General features: G+C 59.6%; 17 protein-coding genes and 1 pseudogene. 8 read left to right on the forward strand and 10 right to left on the reverse strand.

Annotated elements, in window-relative coordinates:
• Nucleotides 1-180: 180 nt before the first annotated feature.
• Nucleotides 181-2,235 carry a methyl-accepting chemotaxis protein gene (locus tag OA90_RS01245; protein WP_156510345.1) on the reverse strand — a complete coding sequence of 685 codons (2,055 nt, stop codon included), beginning with the start codon at nt 2,233-2,235 and terminating at the stop codon, nt 181-183.
• A gap of 446 nt (nt 2,236-2,681) precedes the next feature.
• On the opposite strand from OA90_RS01245, the gene OA90_RS01250 reads away from it, so the two are divergent.
• A complete protein-coding gene (locus OA90_RS01250) occupies nt 2,682-3,194 on the forward strand; it encodes a hypothetical protein (RefSeq protein WP_068405893.1) in 513 nt (170 codons plus the stop codon).
• A gap of 118 nt (nt 3,195-3,312) precedes the next feature.
• Here the strand turns inward: OA90_RS01250 and OA90_RS01255 are convergent, their stop codons facing one another.
• Nucleotides 3,313-4,434 (reverse strand): alpha/beta fold hydrolase, encoded by a 1,122-nt coding sequence (locus OA90_RS01255; protein ID WP_156510346.1) that lies wholly within the window; start codon nt 4,432-4,434, stop codon nt 3,313-3,315.
• A gap of 144 nt (nt 4,435-4,578) precedes the next feature.
• On the opposite strand from OA90_RS01255, the gene OA90_RS01260 reads away from it, so the two are divergent.
• Entirely contained in the window at nt 4,579-5,613 is a 1,035-nt protein-coding gene (locus OA90_RS01260) for an AraC family transcriptional regulator (protein ID WP_244274521.1), read from the forward strand.
• A 108-nt stretch (nt 5,614-5,721) separates the two neighbouring features.
• On the opposite strand, the gene OA90_RS01265 is transcribed toward OA90_RS01260, so the two are convergent.
• From OA90_RS01265 to OA90_RS01295, 8 genes and pseudogenes are all read right to left on the reverse strand, one after another.
• Complete coding sequence (locus OA90_RS01265; RefSeq protein WP_068406594.1) at nt 5,722-6,885, reverse strand: iron-containing alcohol dehydrogenase; 1,164 nt, start codon at nt 6,883-6,885, stop codon at nt 5,722-5,724.
• Nucleotides 6,886-7,191: 306 nt separating this feature from the next.
• On the reverse strand, nt 7,192-8,580 hold the full coding sequence (locus OA90_RS01270) for an aldehyde dehydrogenase family protein (RefSeq protein ID WP_068405898.1): 1,389 nt from the start codon (nt 8,578-8,580) through the stop codon (nt 7,192-7,194).
• A 136-nt stretch (nt 8,581-8,716) separates the two neighbouring features.
• Nucleotides 8,717-10,084 carry a glutamine synthetase family protein gene (locus tag OA90_RS01275; protein ID WP_068405901.1) on the reverse strand — a complete coding sequence of 456 codons (1,368 nt, stop codon included), beginning with the start codon at nt 10,082-10,084 and terminating at the stop codon, nt 8,717-8,719.
• Nucleotides 10,085-10,209: 125 nt separating this feature from the next.
• A complete protein-coding gene (locus tag OA90_RS01280) occupies nt 10,210-11,109 on the reverse strand; it encodes a TRAP transporter substrate-binding protein (protein WP_347876827.1) in 900 nt (299 codons plus the stop codon).
• 82 nt (nt 11,110-11,191) lie between these two features.
• Nucleotides 11,192-11,296: pseudogene (locus tag OA90_RS29850) on the reverse strand (hypothetical protein); the annotation flags it as partial.
• 83 nt (nt 11,297-11,379) lie between these two features.
• Entirely contained in the window at nt 11,380-12,720 is a 1,341-nt protein-coding gene (locus tag OA90_RS01285) for a TRAP transporter large permease subunit (protein ID WP_068405907.1), read from the reverse strand.
• Entirely contained in the window at nt 12,720-13,316 is a 597-nt protein-coding gene (locus OA90_RS01290; RefSeq protein WP_068405910.1) for a TRAP transporter small permease subunit, read from the reverse strand. Before OA90_RS01290 ends, OA90_RS01285 begins: the two co-directional genes overlap by 1 nt.
• A complete protein-coding gene (locus OA90_RS01295) occupies nt 13,309-14,106 on the reverse strand; it encodes an N-formylglutamate amidohydrolase (protein WP_208985932.1) in 798 nt (265 codons plus the stop codon). Before OA90_RS01295 ends, OA90_RS01290 begins: the two co-directional genes overlap by 8 nt.
• A 204-nt stretch (nt 14,107-14,310) precedes the next feature.
• Between OA90_RS01295 and OA90_RS01300 the strand changes: the two genes are divergently transcribed.
• From OA90_RS01300 to OA90_RS01325, 6 genes are all read left to right on the forward strand, one after another.
• Nucleotides 14,311-15,180: a MurR/RpiR family transcriptional regulator gene (locus OA90_RS01300; RefSeq protein WP_068405918.1), complete on the forward strand. Its 870-nt coding sequence runs from the start codon at nt 14,311-14,313 to the stop codon at nt 15,178-15,180.
• Between the two features lie 221 nt (nt 15,181-15,401).
• On the forward strand, nt 15,402-15,902 hold the full coding sequence (locus OA90_RS01305; RefSeq protein WP_068405921.1) for an NUDIX domain-containing protein: 501 nt from the start codon (nt 15,402-15,404) through the stop codon (nt 15,900-15,902).
• Nucleotides 15,895-17,529, forward strand: coding sequence for a phosphotransferase (locus OA90_RS01310; protein ID WP_068405924.1), 1,635 nt, complete (start codon nt 15,895-15,897; stop codon nt 17,527-17,529). The genes OA90_RS01305 and OA90_RS01310 overlap by 8 nt, the downstream gene beginning before the upstream one ends.
• Nucleotides 17,522-18,412 (forward strand): GAK system ATP-grasp enzyme, encoded by an 891-nt coding sequence (locus OA90_RS01315; protein ID WP_068405927.1) that lies wholly within the window; start codon nt 17,522-17,524, stop codon nt 18,410-18,412. The genes OA90_RS01310 and OA90_RS01315 overlap by 8 nt, the downstream gene beginning before the upstream one ends.
• Nucleotides 18,409-19,512, forward strand: a complete 1,104-nt coding sequence (locus OA90_RS01320) for an HprK-related kinase B (protein WP_068405930.1) — start codon at nt 18,409-18,411, stop codon at nt 19,510-19,512. Before OA90_RS01315 ends, OA90_RS01320 begins: the two co-directional genes overlap by 4 nt.
• A complete protein-coding gene (locus tag OA90_RS01325; protein ID WP_068405934.1) occupies nt 19,509-20,213 on the forward strand; it encodes a histidine phosphatase family protein in 705 nt (234 codons plus the stop codon). The genes OA90_RS01320 and OA90_RS01325 overlap by 4 nt, the downstream gene beginning before the upstream one ends.
• Nucleotides 20,214-20,222: the final 9 nt, after the last annotated feature.

Below are 20,222 nucleotides of genomic sequence, written 5' to 3' on the forward strand. Positions count from 1 at the left end.
AATCCGACCTGCGCCGTTGTCAGGTGCTTCCAGCCGCGCCATTTCCCATGCCATTTCGTCTTCATTTATGAGTTTACGCCCGAAGAGCATTGACTGTGAGGGCCGACCGAGCCCGGTGAAACGGAAAAAAGCCCCCCAGTTGTGAAACAAAAGGGAGGCTTTGAGTCTGGGAACGTTGGACTAAGCTGCCTTTACCTCTCCCAGGAACGTTTCGATGACCTTGCGCATAGCCGCCGCCTGACTTGCCAGAAGCTCCGAGGCCTGCACGACGGTGCCGGCGGCAGTGTCCGTTTCCGCAGCGCCTTGCGACACCGTGATGATACTCTTACTGACTTCACCGGTCCCGCGGGAAGCCTGGTCGACATTCGACGAAATTGACGTCGTGGCCGAAGCCTGTTCTTCCACGCTGGCAGAGATCGAGGACGCAACCGTGTTCATTTCCGCGATGATCTCGGAAATGGCCTGTATGCCGTCGACGGCTTCGCGGGTCTCGTCCTGGATCGACGAAATTTTGGCCGAAATCTCCTCAGTCGCTTTCCCTGTCTGGCTAGCCAGTTCCTTGACTTCCGATGCAACGACAGCAAAGCCTTTTCCTGCCTCCCCGGCGCGTGCCGCTTCAATGGTTGCGTTCAGCGCCAGAAGGTTGGTCTGCTCTGCAATGCTTGATATGAGCGCAATCACCTCACCGATATCCTCCGCGACAGATGCAAGCCCGGCGATCTGTTTGTTCGTCTTGTTTGCTTCGGCTTCCGCTTTACTGGCAATTGTCGTCGAATGATTGACCTGATTGCTCACTTCCACCAGGGATGCAGTCAGTTCCTCGGTTGCTGCTGCAACCGTCTGCACATTGGCACTCGCCTCTTCAGCAGCACTTGAGACAGTGGTTGCCTGATGACTGGTGTCCTGGGCGGTTGCCGTCATCTTCGTTGCCGTTGACTGCAGGTTCCCCGAGGCATCCGAGATGGACCTGAGCATTTCGCCGGCCTCACTGTCGAAAACTGTCAGTGCCTCCGAAATCCGCGCGCTGCGTTTTTCGCGCTCTTCCTGGGCCAGTTTTTGTTCTTCCTCGAGACGTTTCTGTTCCTTGACAGTATCCAGGAAACCGGCAATCGACTTTGCGACCGCCCCGATTTCATCGGAACGCCTCGCCTCGGCGAAAGCAACTTCCGTGTTGCCGCTTGCAAGTTCGTTGGCGTCGTTCACCAGACGTCCGAGAGGCCCGGTAATTCCTGTTGAGATTACGAAAGCGAGGACCAGCGAGATAATGAATGCAATTCCCGATACAATCCCGACCTGCAACTCGGTCGAAGACATTTGTTCCTGGGTAAGTTCAGCGAGGAAAACCGCGTCCTTGCCTGCACTTTCCTTCATCAGGGTGGCGTTTTCACTCACGAGACCTCCATTCACAAACATGACGCCGTCGCGGGTCTCGTTGCGTTCCAGGATGATATCCCGTACCCGTTCCGCTGCTTTTTCATAGGTATCCACCATGGGAATGGTTTCAGCCAGCAACTTCTTGCGCATCGGATTTTCGATGCTGTCGTCAAGCAGTTTCAGCCGCTCACGCGCTTGCACGAATTCTTCTTCAAGCCGATCAATATCAATCGGGTCATTGGACGCGAGAAATTTCAGCATATACAGCCGGGCCAGAAGGAAGTTCTCTTGAACCTGTCCAGCAAGATTGGCTGTCTCGTAGTCACCATCCGCGGTCGCTGTCTGGTTAATTTCTGTGAGTTTCTTGCGCGCCTGCGGGCCAATCTTGTCAAGAGTATTCTGTACAAGTTCGTCACGCTCTTTATAGAGTTTCGAGACATCCAGCAAAGATTTTTCGAACAAATCGATACCGGTGGCAATCTTGTCTCGGAACACAACCCGCTCCGGTTTGTTTATCTCGACTTTTGCCAGCTCCACACCTTCATAGACCTGCCTGATAAACTCTTCCGCCCTGGCAAAGTCTTCCGGTTTTCTTGATCGAAGATAATTGTTCGTACTAACAAGAACCTTAGCCATATCGGCATTCAGTTCGGAGGAGAGCAGAGCGTCACCGCTCATATCCTCAAGTTGGGAAATTTCGGTTCCAACCCGATTAAAGTTGAGCAAAGACCACCCACCAACGAATGCCACCAAGAAAGCGACAAGTGTAAACCCAAGCCCAATTCGCATCCGGACGCTCATACGAACCCTCCAAGTATTTCTGAAAAATCTCAATTCAATATAGTTAACAACAATAAACAAAACCTGAACTATTAGAGATAAATAAGAGTATTCTGGAAATCATTTTAATAATTAGCCATAAATCGAGTATATTCGAAATTTAACTGATAGAAATAGTTATATTCAACCATATAATATTGTAATTTATCAGTAGAATCTTGCATTTTGATCATATCCTGCATTTCAACAATGCGGTGTTCCTCCACTGAAATGATCGACCAACCGGGGAGGTTTTATTCCTCAGTGAGATGAACCGGTGCCATGAGTGCGCATGTCCATTTCCGCGTGCGGGAAATGGAATTTCCTCTGAATCCAGTCTTCGGCGAGGCTGCGCACGAAGCCGGGCGGGTAAACTTCTCCTCACAAATTCGTCAGGAAAACAGGGACCCAATTTATTTCAAAGTGATCGTCGCAGGCCCCACGTTTCGTCAACAGGAATATTCACTCCCTCAATAGGAGACGCCGTCATGACTACGATCCCTTCTGAAACCCGTCTGGCGCACAGCGTTCCGGCTGTCAATTTCAGGACGCTTGGCCTGATGTTCATTTCCGGGTTCTTTGCCACCATTGCCTTTGACCTGTGGGGACAGGTCCTCAGCCCTGCACTCGGCTTCGCCACGCTGTCCCCGCATGGTCTGGCCCGCAGCCTGCTCGGCAGCCTGGGCCTGCCCGCCAGTGATTTCGCCGGCTATTTCGTCCACTTCTATGTCGTCGGCCTGATCGGCTATCCCATCGGCTGGTTGTTCGTGTTCGCACCGCTCTGGCAGCGGGTGGTCGGCAACACACACTGGCTGCTGCCTTCCGCGATCTACGGCTTCGGTCTTTGGGCCTTCGCCATCGGTGGCATCACGACGGTTGCCGGCCTGCCGTTCTTCCTGAACTTCAGCGGCATTACCTGGGTCGCCCTTGTCGGCCACGTGCTCTATGGCATCGTTCTGGTCGCGGTTCTCAAATTGATCGAGCATCGGCAGAACGCCTGATCACCTTGAACACCCTGCCCCTCAATCGAGGCACCCGTCCGCCCCTGAGGCGGGCGGGTGTCTCGTCCCGTGGAAGTCGCTCAACATCCCGGCGGCCTGCCGAAGACTGCGAGACGTGTCAGTCGCGCGATTGCAGCATCCGGTCAAAGGCCTCCGCGATGTTACGATCCAACTCCGCGTGGATATCGGCGCGCGAGCGATGGTTGCCGTCGGTACACAGTTCATCCGTCTCGCCGACGGATTTCATGAATTCAGCCGCCCCCTCCGCGCAAACCGGCAGGAAGCTGAAATGCACGGCATCCTTTATCCATGTATGGGTCGCATCAGGCGCAAGACCGGCAAGTCCGTCCGCCTTGACCGAGACCGGCACGGTGTCCGGATTGCCCAGGTTAATGAAATGAAGGGAACTGAGAATACCGGCGAAGCTTGCCTCGTCATATGCCAGGGCCAGAGACGGATCGACGAGTACGGTGGCTCTGACACGCGGGTCGAGATTGGACTGCTCGAACCGTTCCTTGTCGACCGAGCGCAAGTCCAACACGTCAACATCGATGGCCTCCCGGTTCCTGTAGCCCCTGCCACCAGCGAACCACACGCAATCCGCCATGTCCGGATAGGCCTCGCAATAGTGGGCATAGGCTTCGAGATCCGCACGGGCTCCGGCAAGTTCCAGCGCAGCCGCGCCCCCGAGAGAGAACCCGAGAACGCCGATCCTGTCCGCCGCGATCACCTTGTCCCAGGCGGGATCTGCCAGCAGCGCCGAGATCACGTTGGAAAGGTCGTCGGTGCGTTCCCAGAGTTTCGGCGTGTCCTCAGGTGTGGAGTCCCCGCTCGTGGTGCCGGGATGATCTGGGCCGGCGACGACGAACCCCTTTTCAGCAAGTTCCGTCGCCACCCAGCTCATCTTGTGGATCGAGGCACCCGACCCGTGCGAGAAGACGATGAGCGGATAGGTGCCCGGTCTGGGCGCCGCATCCGCGAAGGCTTCCGTGCCCTCGAAAATCCTGTCCGCACCGACCGCGACGACCTCACCGGAAGCATCGGCCGGATACCAGACGGTGACATCAAGATCCCTGCCGCGTGCCGGCGACGCGATCTTGATCTGCCTGACACCGACGCCCTCGGCATGCCCTTGCTCTGCCCCGTTGAGGGACTGTTTCGGCACCTCGTTTCCGGCATGGGCCTGGGTGGCCAGTCCGGCAGCCACGACCAGCGTCCCTAAAATGACTTTGGCTTTCATGACATCTCCTGCAAGTGGTGGTGAACTGCGGACAGTTTTGCTAACGGTTCCACAAAGGGCGTCCTGAATCGCGATCCAGTCATCCTGGAACGCGATCGAGGACGCGCCACTCACCAGCGCTTCAGGTCCACCGTCTTGATATTCGTGCCTCTGCCCTTCGTCTTCGCCCTGCTGCTGTGGTTGCTGTTCGCCTATCTGCTGCGCAGCAGCGGCGCCTTGTCGACAAAGCCCTTCCTGATGCTGATCGGCCTGTGCGCGATCCAGTCCATCGTCATCGGCCTGCGCTGGGGCTATGGCGTCTCCGAGCTGCGCTTTGTCCTTCCCGTCCTGGCAGTCGCACTTCCTCCCCTCATTTACGAATGCTTCCGGGGTCTGGCGGATGAAGCGCAAACAAGCCGCATCCGGCTCGCCGCGGCGCCGCTCGCTGCCCTCGCCGTTTTCGTCCTGTTTCTTGTTCAGCCGTTGCTGATCGACATTGCAATCATCGCGCTCTTTATCGGATATGCGCTAGCGCTCCTGAAGCTTGCCCATGCCGGTCCGGACGGTCTGGATCTGGCGCGGCTGGAAAGCGCTGGATCCGCCTACCGGGCGATGATCCTGGCGGCCGCCTGCCTCTTGTTGTCCGCCTTGTTCGATATCCTGATCCTGCTGGACTTCCAGTGGACCAGCGGAGAGAACGCGGCGATCCTCGTCAGCAACGCCAATCTGTTCACGTTGCTGCTGATCGGCCTTGCCGCTTCCGTGGCTGCCCGCAGCCAGGCCGGACAGGAACGCCAGCCCGGTTCCCCAAGCGCGCCGCCTGCACCTCAGACCGTCTCCACCGCTGAAGATGCCGACATTCTCAAGCGCGTCGACGCCCTGATGCGGGAGGCGAAGCTCTTCAGGGACGAAAACCTGAACCTTTCGCGGCTGGCACGACGCGCCGGACTGCCCGCCCGGCAGGTCTCCGGCGCAATCAACCGCACCACCGGCGGGAATGTTTCCCGATACGTGAATGATTTCCGGATCGGCGAGGTCTGCCGGATACTGACCGAAGAAGACTCGACCATCACGGCCGCCATGTATGAGGCCGGTTTTGCGACCAAGTCGAACTTCAACAAGGAGTTCCAGCGCGTCACCGGCCAGAGCCCGGACGCCTGGCGAAAGGCGGCCCGGGCACCGGATAAAGCCGAGACCTGACGCCGTCGTCTGATCAAGCAACCGGCGCCCGTCCTGCTGTCACAGCCAAAAAAATCCCAGCTCAGGCATTGCCTGGCCGGGACTGTTCTTGAGCACCTCGTGCAGCAATCAGACCGTGCCGCTTTGCGCCTTGTCGAAGATTTCCAGCGCGCCGTCCTTCGTCAGCGGAACCGGGTTGCCGCCGGCCGTCGGGTCGACGATAGCCATCTCGGCTATCAGGTCACGTTTACTGTCGTCCACTTTGAGACCGGCCAGCGTATGCGGCACGTCGAGGTCCTCGCGCAGTTTCAGGACGGTCTCCAGAACGCCCTGGTAACCACCCGCAAGTCCGAGGAAACCGGCGAGGCGTTCGAACTTCTGCTCGATGGCCGACCGGTTGAATTGCAACACATAGGGCATGAACACCGCGTTGGTCATGCCGTGATGGGTGTCATAGAGCGCACCGACAGGGTGGGACAGCGAATGGATGGCGCCCAGCCCCTTCTGGAAGGCGACCGCACCCATGGCGGCCGCGCTCATCAGGTGGCCGCGCGCTTCCAGGTCAGCGCCGTCGGCCGCAACCTTCGGCAGGTTTTCCAGAACCAGACGGATGCCCTCAAGCGCGATGCCCTCCGACATCGGGTGATACATCGGTGCGGAATAGGCCTCCAGGCAGTGGGCCAGCGCGTCCATGCCCGTACCCACCGTGATAAAACGCGGCATACCGACCGTCAGTTCCGGGTCGCAGATGACCGTGGCCGGCAACATCTTGGGATGAAAGATCACTTTCTTGGTGTGGGTCGCCTCGTTGGTGACGACCCCCGCGCGGCCAACTTCCGACCCGGTACCTGCCGTGGTCGGGACAGCGACGATTGGCGCGATACCGGCCGGATCGGCACGGGTCCACCAGTCGCCGATATCCTCGAAATCCCAGATCGGCCTGCTCTGGCCGCACATGAAGGCGATCAGCTTGCCCGCATCGAGGCCCGAGCCGCCGCCAAACGCAATCACGCCGTCATGGCCGCCGGCCTTGTAGGCTGCGACCCCCGCGGAAATATTGCTGTCGACCGGGTTCGGTTTGACGTCTGAGAAGACCGCGGCCTTGAGGCCCGCCGCTTCAAGGCTCGCAATGGCGTCCGCGACCATCGGCAAGGCGGCAAGCCCCGGATCGGTTACCAGCAGCGGATTGGCCATGCCGGCGGCCCTGACCGCTTCCTGCAGCTCCTTGATGCGTCCCGCACCGAAGCGGACGGAAGTGGGGTAGGACCAATTGACGGAAGGAAGTGCGTTCATGTGTGTCTCGTGGGTTTGAAGCTCTGGTTGTTCGTAATAGGCCTGTTCGACAGCGGCTGCAGTCCTCGGCATTGCCCCTCGCACCCCTCTCCCCCCTTGAGGGGGAGATGTCCGCATTGCGGACAGAGGGGGGTATCGGGCCGTGCGTCATTTTCCCGTGCCGGGTTTGCCGAAGGGTCGACACCCCCCTCTGTCTCCTTGCGGAGACATCTCCCCCTCAAGGGGGGAGAGGGGAGCAAGCCCGGGCGCTTCGGTTCAATTGAAGCTGAGGATGTCCGGGCTCGCTCGGTCACTTTCAGTCAGGTCCTAATGCTCGACGCGGAAGTGGAAGGATTTCGGCCGGGTCAGATTGTGGAAGCCGATCTCCGACAGAGCAGCGCCCTTGCCGGTATCCTTGACACCGGTCCACACCAGAGCCGGGTCGAGATAGTCGCAACGGTTCATGAAGACCGTGCCGGTCTCGATCCTGTCGCCGATCTGAGCGGCGGCGTTGACATCCTCCGTCCAGATCGATGCTGTCAGGCCGTAAGGGCTGTCGTTCATGAACTGCAGCGCTTCCTCGTCGTCCCTGACCTTCATGATGCCGACCACCGGACCGAAGCTTTCCTCGCGCATCACCGACATCTGGTGATTGACATTCGTCAGCACCTGCGGCGCGAGGTAAGGCGTGCCCTCCTTGTCTTCGGAAAATTTCGAAAAATCAATATGCGCCTTCGCGCCCTTGCGCATCGCTTCCTGCGTCTGTTCGCGCACCCAGTCGGCGAAACGCGCCTGGGCCATGGGGCCGAGCGTCGTGGCTTCGTCCAGTGGGTTGCCCAACTTGTACTGGCTGGTCAGATCGACGAACCCGTCGACGAAGCGGTCGTAGAGGCTTTCATGCACATAGACGCGCTCGATGCCGCAGCAGCACTGGCCCGAATTGAAGAAAGCCCCGTCCACCAGATTGCCGATCGCATAGTCGAGATCGGCATCCGCGCGGACATAGGCCGGATCCTTGCCGCCGAGCTCCAGGCCGAGCGTTGCGAAAGTGCCGGACAGGGCTTTTTCGATTGCACGCCCCCCGCCGACGGAACCGGTGAAATTGACGTGGTCGATCACGCCCGAGCCGAGCAGCTTTTCTGTACCGGCGTGAGTCAGGACAATATTCTGGAAAACGCCCTTCGGCAGACCGGCGATCTCGAACGCCTTGGCGAGACGTTCGCCGACAAGAAGGGTCTGCGCGGCATGTTTGAGCACGATCACATTCCCCGCCATCAGCGCCGGCATGATGGTGTTGATCGCCGTCATGAACGGATAGTTCCAGGGAGCGATCACCATGACGATTCCCAGCGGCACGCGCTTCAGATAGCGCTTGAAGCCCGGTTTGTCGGTGCGCTCGATATCCGCCAGCGCTTCCGCGGCGGTGCGTGCGCAATATTCCGTGCGCTCGATCGTTCCGCCGAGCTCACCGCCATAACGTGTCGGACGGCCCATCTGCCATGCCAGTTCCTGAACGACTTCGTCATTCATGGACTTCAGTGCTTCGAGCGCCTTCTCGCAATAGGCGACCCGTTCGGCAATCGGCAGAGCCGCCCAGCCGGGCTGCGCCGTGCGCGCCGCCGAAACCACCTTTTCCACCGCGGTCCCATCGAGGGCCGGCCGTTCCGCATAGACCGATCCGTCAACCGGCGAGATCAGCTTGATCACATCAGACATTTTGAAGACCTCTATCGCGCCTCATGAAGCGCATTTCGTTTAGTGTGGTTCCAGAACCTGAACATTACCGGGGAACGCCCGCGAACTCTGACACCCGGCAAGGGGCAGCAAGGCAGCTCGCGCCGCAATTCTCCCGCTACGCCCGCTCGAAGCCGCGCGCAATTTCATAATCCGTGACCGCCCGGTCGAATTCCTCGATTTCCCATTCGGCAGCGCGCGCATAGTGATCGATCACCTGATCGGAAAAAGTCTCGCGCAGGAATTTCGATTTGCGCAGGGTCTCGCGTGCCTCCCGCAAGCTCTGCGGAATTTCCTTCGCGCGGCGCGCCTCATAGACATCCCCGGTCGCCGGCGGATCGAGCGGCAGTTTTTCCTCAATCCCCTTGAGCCCGGCGGCGATCTGGACGGCAAGCGCAAGATAGGGATTGAGATCCGACCCGCCAATGCGGCATTCGATCCTGAGGGCTTTCGTACCTTCCCCGCACAGGCGAAAGCCAGCCGTCCGGTTGTCGATCGACCAGATGGTCTTCGTCGGCGCGAATGTGCCTTTCTGGAACCGCTTGTAGCTGTTGATGTAGGGCGCCAGGAAATAGGTGTAGTCGGGCGCGTATTTGATCAGCCCGGCAACATAGTGGCGCATCGTCTCCGACATGCCGTATTCGCCCTTGGCGTCGCAAAAGACGTTGTTGCCGTCCTTGTCGAACAACGACTGGTGCACATGCGAGGAGGACCCGACCTTGTCATGCCGCCACTTTGCCAGGAACGACGCGGAGCGGCCCTTGGCCCAGGCGATTTCCTTGACCGCATGCTTGGCGATGGTGTGATATTCGGCCGTGTCCAGAGCCGGTGCGTATTTGATGTTGAGCTCTTCCTGGCCCGCCTCCGCCTCGCCCTTGGTGTTCTCCACCGGGATACCCGCATCGAAGAGACAGTTGCGCACCGGGCGCATGACATCCTCTTCCTTGGTGGTCTGCAGGATATGGTAATCCTCGTTGTAGCCGGAAATCGGCTCAAGGTCGCGGAAGCCGCCCTTGCGCATGTCTTCCAGGCTTTTCTCGAACAGGAAGAATTCCAGTTCGGTCGCCATGACCGGCGTCAGGCCAAGTGCGTCCATCCGGGCGACCTGGGCCTTCAGCATCGCCCGAGGGGAATGCGGCACGTCCGCGTGCGTATGGTGGTCCTGCACGTCGCAGATCACCATGGCCGTTCCTTCCAGCCAGGGCACCAGCCGCAGGGTGGCGAGATCAGGCTTCATGACATAGTCGCCATAGCCGCCCGACCAGCTTGTCGCGGCATAGCCTTCGACCGTGTACATCTCCAGATCGGTCGCCAGCAGGTAGTTGCAGCAATGGGTCTCGTTATAGGCGCTGTCGACGAAATGCCGGGCATGGAACCGCTTGCCCATCAGCCGCCCCTGCATATCGACGATGCAGGTCAGCACCGTGTCGATTTCGCCCGAGGAGACTAGGGATTTCAACGTATCGAAGGTCAGGTTGCCTGGCATTGCTTGAGTCCGTGTTGAGCGGGTCTTGTATCGTTATAATCCGAAAAATCCGATCCGGAGCATTGAACTCCGGACCGGAAAGTGCGGCCATGCCGCCCTATCGGGGCGGCATTCCCGGGTCTTTATCAGCTGTAGCGGTAAGGCCGTCCGGCCTTCTGCATGTCCTGATTGTACTTCTTGAAGATCTCCACGACCTTCGCCTTGACCGGCGATTCTGCGGCGATCTCGTCCCAGAAGGCCATCGCGGCACCTTCAACCGTTTCCCACTCGGCATCCGGAATGGTAGTCAGTTCCATCTTGGTGCCGTTGACGCGCAGGTTGGCTTCGCCGCCCCAGTACCACCACTGGCGATAATAATGCGACGCGTCCATGGCGAGCTGCAGCATGGTCTTCAGGTGATCGGGAAGTTCGTTCCAGCGCTCCTGATTGGCGAAGAACGAGCCCGCCCATGCACCCGAGATGTTGTTCGTCAGGAAGTAGTTGGTCACATCCGCCCAGCCGACCGTGTAATCCTCGGTGATACCGGACCAGGCAATACCGTCGAGTTCGCCGGTCTGGACGGCAACCTCGATGTCTTCCCACGGCAGCGTGACCGGCACAACACCGAACTGGCTCATGAAACGGCCGGCGGTCGGGAAGGTGAAGACGCGCTTGCCTTCCAGGTCCTTCAGCGAGCGGATCGGGTCCTTGGTGGCGAAGTGGCACGGATCCCAGGAACCGGCGGAGATGTGCTTGACGCCGACCTTGGCGTATTCCTCTTCCCAGATCTCCTTCAGGCCGTACTGGTTGAACAGCACCGGCACGTCTAGGGAGTAGCGGGAAGCGAACGGGAAGTAGCCGCCGAAGACGGTGACTTCGGTCGGAGACGCCATGCTGTCGTCGTCGGACTGCACCGCGTCGATGGTGCCCTGCTGCATCGCCCGGAACAGTTCACCGGTCGGTACAAGCTGGTCAGCGGTGTAAAGCTCGATTTCCATCTCCCCGTTCGCTGCCTTGTTGAAGGCATCGATATGCGGCTTGATCACATGCTCGGCCAGGGCCGGGCCCGCATAGGTCTGCAGGCGCCACTTGATCGGCGACTGGCCAAGGACGGCCGGAGCCGCAAGAGTGGTGGCACCTGCGGCGGCAACAGTGCCGACACCGGCTTTTTTGAGAAAATCACGTCTGTTGGTCATATTGAGTTCCCCTTGTGTCATTCAAAAATCCTGGCAACCCGGCCGGTTCCCGGTTCAGATCCGGCTGCCCTTCAACTCCGTTTTCTCCGGATGTTGTTTTTATTGTCCCCCATATCGAACCTATTTGCCGTAGATCATGTCAGGCAGCCAGAGCGCGATTTGCGGAAAGGTCATCACCAGCGCCAGCGCCAGGATCATCACCAGCACGAACGGCGTGATCGAGCCGTAGATGTCGCGCATGGAAATGCTCGGAGGCGCCATCGCCCGCATCAAGAAGAGATTGTAACCGAATGGCGGCGTCATGTAGGCGATCTGCGTCGTGATCGTGTAGAGCACCCCGTACCAGATCAGCACGTCGCCCGCGGGCATGCCAAGATCCAGCGTGGCCACCAGCGGCACATAGAGCGGCGCAACGATCACCAGCATGGCCGTATCGTCAAGAAAGGTGCCCATCACCAGGAAGGACAGCTGCATCAGGATGAGAATCATCCACGGCGACAGGCCCAGTTGCTCGGTGAACAGGCTCTCGATGGCCTTGACCGCGCCCAGCCCGTCGAACACCGCACCAAAGCCGAGCGCCGCAAGGATGATCCACATGAACATGCAGGAAATGCCGAGCGTGTTCTTCATGCAGCGGATCAGGATGTCCAGGGTCATGCGCCGCTTGATAATGGCGGCCAGCAGAGCGGTCAGCGCGCCGATTGCGGAACTTTCCACCAGGCTCGTCCAGCCGTTGACGAAGGGCACCATCATGGTCGCGAAGATTGCGATCGGCAGGATGCCCGCCAGAAGAAGGTGGTATTTCTCGCCACTCGAGGACTCGCGCTCCTCCTCGCTCAGGGCCGGCCCCAGCTCGGGGTTCATCTTGCAGCGAACGGCGATATAGACGACGAACATCGCCGCCATCATCAGGCCGGGCACCACACCTGCAAGCCACAGCTGACCGACGGGCGCCCGCGCGATCATCGCGTACAGCACCAGCACCACGGAGGGTGGCACAAGGATGCCCAGGGACGACCCGGCCTGGATCACCCCCGTGACCATGCGCTTGTCGTATTTTCGTTTCAACAGTTCGGGCAGCGCGATGGTTGCGCCGATCGCCATACCGGCCACCGAAAGCCCGTTCATGGCGGAGATCAGCACCATCAGCAGGATCGTGCCGATTGCCAGTCCGCCGTTTACCGGCCCCATCCAGACATGGAACATCCTGTAGAGATCGTCGGCGATCTTCGTTTCCGACAGGATGTAGCCCATGAAGATGAACATCGGCAGCGTCAGCAGCGGGTACCACTTCATCAGCTTCATCGCGGCCGAAAACGGAATATCGCCGCCGCCGGTGCCCCACAGGGCAAGAGCGGCGATAGCTGCGATACCACCGATGGCGCCGAAGACGCGCTGCCCGGTCAGGAGCATCAGCATCATCGACGAGAACATGAGAATGGCGATCATCTCATAGGACATCAGAGCGTTTCTCCCCGAAGCACGACGACATCCTTCAGGAACTCCGAAAGCGCCTGCAGCAGCATCAGGAAGAAACCGAAAACCATGACGAATTTGACCGGCCACAGATACGGCCGCCATGCGGTCGGACTGCGTTCGATATACCCGAGTTTCTCGCCCGCCGCTTCCGGACCGCCGGTGACGAACGCGGTGATGAGATCCCAATAGAACGCGAAGGGTTCCTTGCCGAAATACCCGAGCGAATAGGCGGTCGAATTCAGTGCGCCGTACAGCAGCACGCCGAGATAGAACATCAGCAGAAGCACGGTGAAAGCGTCGAACCAGGCCTTTTTCTGCACGCTCCACTCCGCATAGAACAGGTCCATGCGCACATTGGAGCCGAGCTGGACCGAATAGGGACCGCCGAGAACGTAATAGGTGACCATGGCGAACTGGGCGACTTCCAGCGTCCATAGCGAAGGATTGAAAAACGTCTTGGAAACGGACGACCAGAGCAGGATGCCGGCCATCACGAAGATGCCCCACATGATGATCTTGCCAAGGCCCCTGTTAAAGCCGTCGACCACATGAATGTAGCAGCGCGCGGCCTTAAGCATGGGCACTCCCCCTTGCACCGTCGAGCGTCGCCTCGACCGCGTGTTCAAGCATCGGCGCCAGCATGTCCGACCAACGGATCTCTTCCTCCGCCGTCTTCACTTCATCGTTGCGGATCTCGATCATCAGGCACGGCAGCTTCCGGTCCTCGCCATGACGGCGGATGGTGTAATAGACGCCATCGGAAGGCGCATAGGGTTCGTTGTCGCCGACGGTCAGGTCGCCCCTCGCCCCGAGATCACGGAGAACAGGATCCGCAAGACTGCGGTCCGCATCTGAAATCAGTCCGATCTCCCAGGGCCTGACCTGGCCCTTGTAGACCGGCGTAAAGGTATGGATCGACACAACGGCCGTCGGCAATCCAAGGTCGAGACGCCGATTGATGACCCTGTCGACCGCCTTGTGAAACGGCCGGTGCGCCAGGTTCAGCCGAAACTCTATTTCGGATGCCGGCAGGTCTCTGTTACCGGCGATCTGTGTGGTTTCACTGAGGCAGGGGATCAGGTCCGGCCGGGTTTCTTCCCGGTTACAATCGATGATCAGACGGGAGACCGTGCTGTGAACCAGCGGCGCATCGAGCACGCGCGACAGCCCCAAGGCAACGCCGAGCGCGCCGGGGTCCCAGGCGATATGGGCGGCCTTGTCGGCCTGCGTGATGCCGAGAGACTGATCGTAAGGCGACGGCAGAAAGTTGGAAGCATGGTCACAGACGAACACGAAGGGACCGGTTCCCTCCGCATTTTCCACCGTGACAGCCGGGCACATGCCATCCGTCTGGGGGCGCGCTACCATACCAAACTCCCTGAAAAATCAATGCCGGCAAGTTTGTAACATTTATTACAGTATTGCCGACGAAGCCAAGTTCTGTAATATTTGATACGTAGATTACAGCTGCTGTCAAATGAAATTCGACGCCGCAGAAATTCTGAAATCGATCAACCCCGGACATCCGGTCGATTTCGACTGCATGTCCGTACCCTGGAAAGCCCGCCGCCCATGGAACGCCCTCTGCTGGAAGAAATCCGTGACCGTCTGGAGGAATTCACGGCGACGGAAAGGAAGGCCGCCCACGCGCTTCTGGCGAACTATCCGATGCAGGGTCTGGGCACGGTCGCCCAGTTCGCCGAAACGGCGGGCGTCAGTTCCCCGACCATCCTGCGCTTCATCGGCAGACTGGGATATCCCGGCTTTGCGGAGTTCCAGAAAAAGCTGCGCGGCGAGTTGGAAAACCAGCTCAATTCGCCTCTGGCAAGAAGCGCTCACATGGTCGATGACGGGGACGGCGACCCGCATGTCGGCCAGCTTGTTGAAAATGTGCGCGAAACCTTCGCCCATCTGCCCAAGGGCGAACTGGAGGGTCTTGTCCGGCTGCTGTCGGACGAACGCAAGACCATTCATCTGATCGGTGGCCGCTTCACCGACGGTCTTGCCCGCTATACGGCCGCGCATCTGCGGATCGTACGACCAAACGTCAATCATGTCGCCGGCCAGCAGGGCAACTGGCTGGACCAGCTCATCGGCATCGGCCCGAAAGACGTAGTCGTGGTGTTCGACATCCGCCGTTACCAGGCCGAGATCATTCAATTCGCAGAAGCCGCCGCCAAACAGGGGGCGACGGTGGCGCTTGTCACCGACAGCTGGATGTCGCCGGTCGGCCGGATCGCAAGCCATGTCCTGCCCGCCCGCGTTGCCGTGCCCTCCCCGTGGGACTCCTCCCTGGCCCTCATGGCGATTGCGGAAGTGCTGATTGCGGGCGTCACCCGCGAGAACCAGGAACGGGCCCAGGGACGCATGCGCGCCCTGGAAAAGCTGCGCAACGAAATCGACCCTTCAACCGAAGGCCGGCGCACAGGACCGGATATCTGAGGCCCGGCAGACCCCGGCCGCAGGTCTTGCCGCAACCAATTACAACATTGCAGCGTCAAACTGTAATTCCGCGGCACCTGCCCGCTTCAATCGACCGCAGGTGTCTGTTGCAAGTCGCCCCCCGGCGGGAGATGCATTGGCCGGGCATGGGAGACTCGTCTATACTCAAAAACCGGGCGCACCCGTCAAGGGGGCGCTTTCGGGGTCAGGTGGCCCCGGGAATGGAGCCAAGAGCAATTCCGACACAAAACCATCCCTCGCCCGAGTTCAGACCCTTCATACGCCCGACCCCGCGCGCGTTCATCCTGCGCGGCGGCATGTTGCTGGTTCAGGAAAAACTCCATCCGGAAAAGGGCCTTTACTACACGCTTCCCGGAGGCAGACAGGACCCCGGAGAGACCCTTCCCGAGTGTCTGAAGCGCGAATGCCGGGAAGAGGTTGGCGCGGATGTGACGGTTGGCAGCCTTCTGCATGTCGCGGAGGTCTACAGGTTCAAAGCCGGCAGCGCCGACCGGCAGCATCGGATCGATTTTGTCTTCGCGTGCAGCGTTCCCGAAGACTACACGCCCGTTCTCGGCAGCCATCCGGACCCTCACCAGACCGGCACACGCTGGATCACTGCCGAAAACAGTCAACAACTTCGTCCGGCCTATGTCACAAAACTGTTTCCCCAAGGCTGTACGCGGGGGCCCGAAGTTTATCTCGGACCTGAAAATGACTAATGTACCGAAAAGCATCCGGGAAAATCTCCATTTTCTGTGCGCGGAGATCGATGGCCAACTGGGTCAGTTGGAAGCGTTCTTTGCGGACCCGACCGCAGCGACCGCGCGCCGGATCATGGACCGGGCCGGATACGCGCATAATCTGAAGACCCGCATTCACGCTGCCTGTGTGCGGCGGATGGCTGGAACCGGCAAGAACAACCGTGCGCATCTTACCCTGCGCAGCCTGGAGTTCATCGCAACCGATCTGCAGCGCCTTGCCAATCTGGCCCGCCAGTCCCTGTGTCATGTCGAACGGATCGAAACCTTCGAGACACTTGTTCCCGCGCGCTATCCGACGATCGTGCAGCGGGTCCGCCAGGGGGTCACCCGGATCGAGGAAGCTTTTTTCAGGAATGACAGCGAACGGGCCATCGGTATTGGCCAGTTGCAGGACAAGATCGAGGCGGACTACCGGAAGCTCTTCAAGATCTACACCAGGGAAATGCGCAATCCAGACGTCCTGCCGGCGGACATTGCCAACAGCTTGCTGGTTGCCAGCAATTTCCAGCGTATGGGTGAAACCCTGAAAGCCATCAGTGAAGCGGTGATTTCCGCAAACATCGGTCAGGCGGTCAATTTCGAACGCTATTTCGCCCTTCAGAGTTTGATGTCGGACCTGGAAGGCAATGGCGACGACATGAAGGTTGAGACCATCGCCGAGACCCGTTCGGGCAGTTCCATTTCGGCGATAAGGGACAGAAAGACGGAAACCGTGGCCGCCGTCTTCAAGGACGGAGAAAAAAGCAAGGTGAAGGAGGAGCGCCAGGGCGTGAAGAGCTGGCATTCGATCTATCCCGGCCTCGCCCCGAAGATCCTCTCCTACCGGAAACGCGATCAGTCGGCAGCGCTTCTGATCGAGCACCTTCCCGGCCTGACTTTCGAGCATATCGTGCTCAGTGAAACCGATGCGCTCTGCGAAACCGCGCTTGCCTGCCTTGCCGCCACCTTGAAGGACATCTGGAAACAGACCAGGACCACTGAACCGGCCGAACCGGGCAACATGCAGCAACTCTCCAGACGGCTGGGGTCGGTGCGCCGGGTGCATCCTGAATTCAAGGACACAACGATCCGGTTTTCAGGTGAAGTCCTCCCATCCTTCGACGCACTGATCGCGGAAGCCGCCGAACGCGAGGCGAAAGTGGCTGCACCCTTCTCCGTCTACATTCACGGAGATTTCAACGTCGACAACATCATCTTCGACCCGGGTGAGAATCGCATCCATTTCATCGACCTTCACCGTTCGCGGTACATGGATTATGTTCAGGATGTGTCGGTTTTCATGGTCTCGAACTACCGCCTCCAGGTTCTCGATCTCGAAACCAGGCGCCGGATCATGAATGTCTCCCAGTCGTTCTTCAAGTCGGCGCGCGCCTTCGCGCGCAAGCAGGGAGACGAGACGTTCGAATACCGGCTTGCCCTCGGACTGGCCCGCTCGTTCGCGAGTTCCACCCGGTTCATTTTCGACAAATACCACGCCCGGCGCATGTGGCTGCGGGCACGCTACCTGATCGAACAGGCGCTCGCCTGCCCACCCGGCGGAGAAGCCAAATTCCGGCTTCAGATGAAGGAGATCTTTGTTGACTGACCTGAAAATCGGCGTTGTCGGCATTCCGGGAAAATGGTCCACCGAGGTTCTGGCGGACGCGCTGGAGACGCGGACCGGTTTCCGCTGCGTGGTCGACATGGCAGATGCCCTCCTCGATCTGGAAAACCGGACGCTTTTCGCCAACGGCCGGAACCTGTGCGATCTTGACGGTCTCGTCATCAAGAAAATCAGCCAGAACTACAGTCCGGCGACGTTGGACCGTCTGGAGATGTTGCGGGTCGCCGAGGCCTGCGGTGTCAGGACCTTTTCAAGCACGCGGTCGATTCTGGGTCTGGTCAACCGTCTGAGCTGCACGATCACCCTTGCCAACGCAGGCATTGCGATGCCGGCGACATGCGTGACCGAAAACGTCGACGACGCGCTCGCCGCTCTCGAACGCTTCGGCAGCGCCGTGTTCAAGCCGCTCTTTTCCACCAAGGCCCGCGGCATGCTCGTGATGGACGCCGACGAGGGCCAAGTCCCTATCCGGCAGCGGATAACCGAATTCAAGGAGGAAAACCCGGTAATCTATCTGCAGCAGAAAGTCAGGCTGTCCGGACGCGATCTCGGCATGGTGTTTCTGGGTGGGGAGTATCTGGGAACCTATGCCCGGGTCACGCAGACCGGCAGCTGGAACACCACGATCCTGCATGGCGGCAAGTACGAGCCGTTCGAACCGGACGGTGATCTGATCGATCTTGCCCGCCGCGCGCAGGCGCCTTTCGATCTGGATTTCACGACCGTGGACGTGGGGCTGACCGATGACGGTCCGATCGTATTCGAAGTCTCGGCCTTCGGCGGTTTCAAGGGAGCACTCGAAGGCGCGTCCATCGATGCCGCATCGCTCTATGCCGACTATGTAACTGCGAAGGTGTCAGCATGAACAGGATCGGCGTTCAGCATATTGTCGATGCGCTTGCCCCCGTGCGGGCGACCGGCGCATGCGACCAGGTTTGTCTGACTGTCGGCGGGTTGGTCGTCGAAGTCCGGTGTGTCTCGGAAACGCTGCTGGCCGAACTGCTGCGCTACTTTCAGCATGTGATCTCCGCGCCCGGAAATCCGGACATAACCGTCCATGTTCTGGGCACGGCAGAGTTGCCGTTCACGGTGGACTACACAGACTGGGCGCGGGACCCCGGCAAGACGACCGGGCGCAAGGACGCCGTCTGCGAGTTTGAAAACGGACGTCTCGTGTTGAAGGTCCGCACCGGTGTCCGCTTCCTGCAGGCGAAGGAATGGGCGATTGCCTTCGGTCCGACCGAGACCAACCCGAACCAGGTGATCAACTTCATCAACACCCAGATCCTCAATCATTTTCAAAGAGGAGGTTGGGCTGTCTGCCATGCGGCGGCGGTTCGCACGGCACACAAGGGCCTCGCCATTTCGGGGCTGTCCGGCGGCGGCAAATCCACGACCATGCTGCGCCTGATGGAAATCGAAGGCACGCAATATGTCACCAACGACCGCCTGCTGGTTCGCAAATCGGGCAGCCGTACCGACGCACTCGGCATCCCGAAACTGCCGCGCATCAACCCGGGCACGATTGTCACCAATGCCCGCCTTTCCGGCCTCATCGACGAGGAGCGTGAGGAAGAACTGCGCAACATGGAACCGGACGAACTCTGGCACATTGAAGAAAAATACGACCTCTTCATCGAGGATATCTACGGTCCCGGCCGCATCGCCCATGAAACCGGGCTGACCGACTTCTGGGTGCTGAACTGGTCGCACCACAGCGATGACGCGACCAGCGTGACAAAGGTGGACCTGAAGGATCGCGCGGATCTTCTCTCCGCGATCATGAAGAGCCCCGGGCCGTTCTACCAGTTGCAGGACGGGTCTTTCTGGTGCAACCGGTCACCGATCGACCAAACCGCCTATCTGGATGCGCTTGCCGGCATTCAGGTCTGGGAAGTCTCCGGACAAATCGATTTCGATGCCCTGTTCGACGAAGGTGCACAGTTGCTGGGAAGTTCCACATGACCACCCGCTACGCCATCTTGCTGCGCCACGGCGACTACCGCCAGAAGCCGGAGACGCCGAGCGCCCTGCAGCCCCATGGTCTGACGAATGCCGGAAAGGCACAGGCTCTGGAAGCCGGTAGCGCACTCGCACGACTGGCCGAAAACGAAAGCTGGCAGATCGCCCCGGAGGTTTTCTCCTCAAGACAACAGCGCGCATGGCAAACGGCTACCCTGATGTGTCAGTCGCTTTCAGAGGCATCCGGATTACCCCTTGCCGTGAGCGAACACGAAGCACTTGCGGAGCGCAGCGTCGGAGCGCTGGCCAATCTGACAGGCGCTGAAATCGAACAGGTTCTGGCCGACGATCCCCGTCATGCGCCGCCACCCGGCGACTGGAAGTCGGACAGCCACTACACGCTGCCGTTCCAGGGCGCGGAAAGCCTGATGGAGGCGGGGGAACGGGTTGCCGCTTTTGTGAAGGAACAGCTCGGCAAGCTTGATGAACGGCATCCCGATGCGAATGCGCAGATCTTTGTCGGCCACGGCGCAGCCATGCGCCATGCCGCCCATCATCTGGGTGTTCTGGAATTCGAAGAGATCCGGATGTTGAGCATGCACCACGCAAGGCCCGTCGTTCTGAAAACCGGCGCGGACGGCATCTGGTCACATCACTGTGGTGCCTGGAAACAGCGCCGCATTCCGGAAACCGCAGTGGACTGATATCAAGGA

The sequence above is a fragment of the Labrenzia sp. OB1 genome, assembly GCF_001624695.1.
Classification (GTDB): Bacteria; Pseudomonadota; Alphaproteobacteria; order Rhizobiales; family Stappiaceae; genus Roseibium.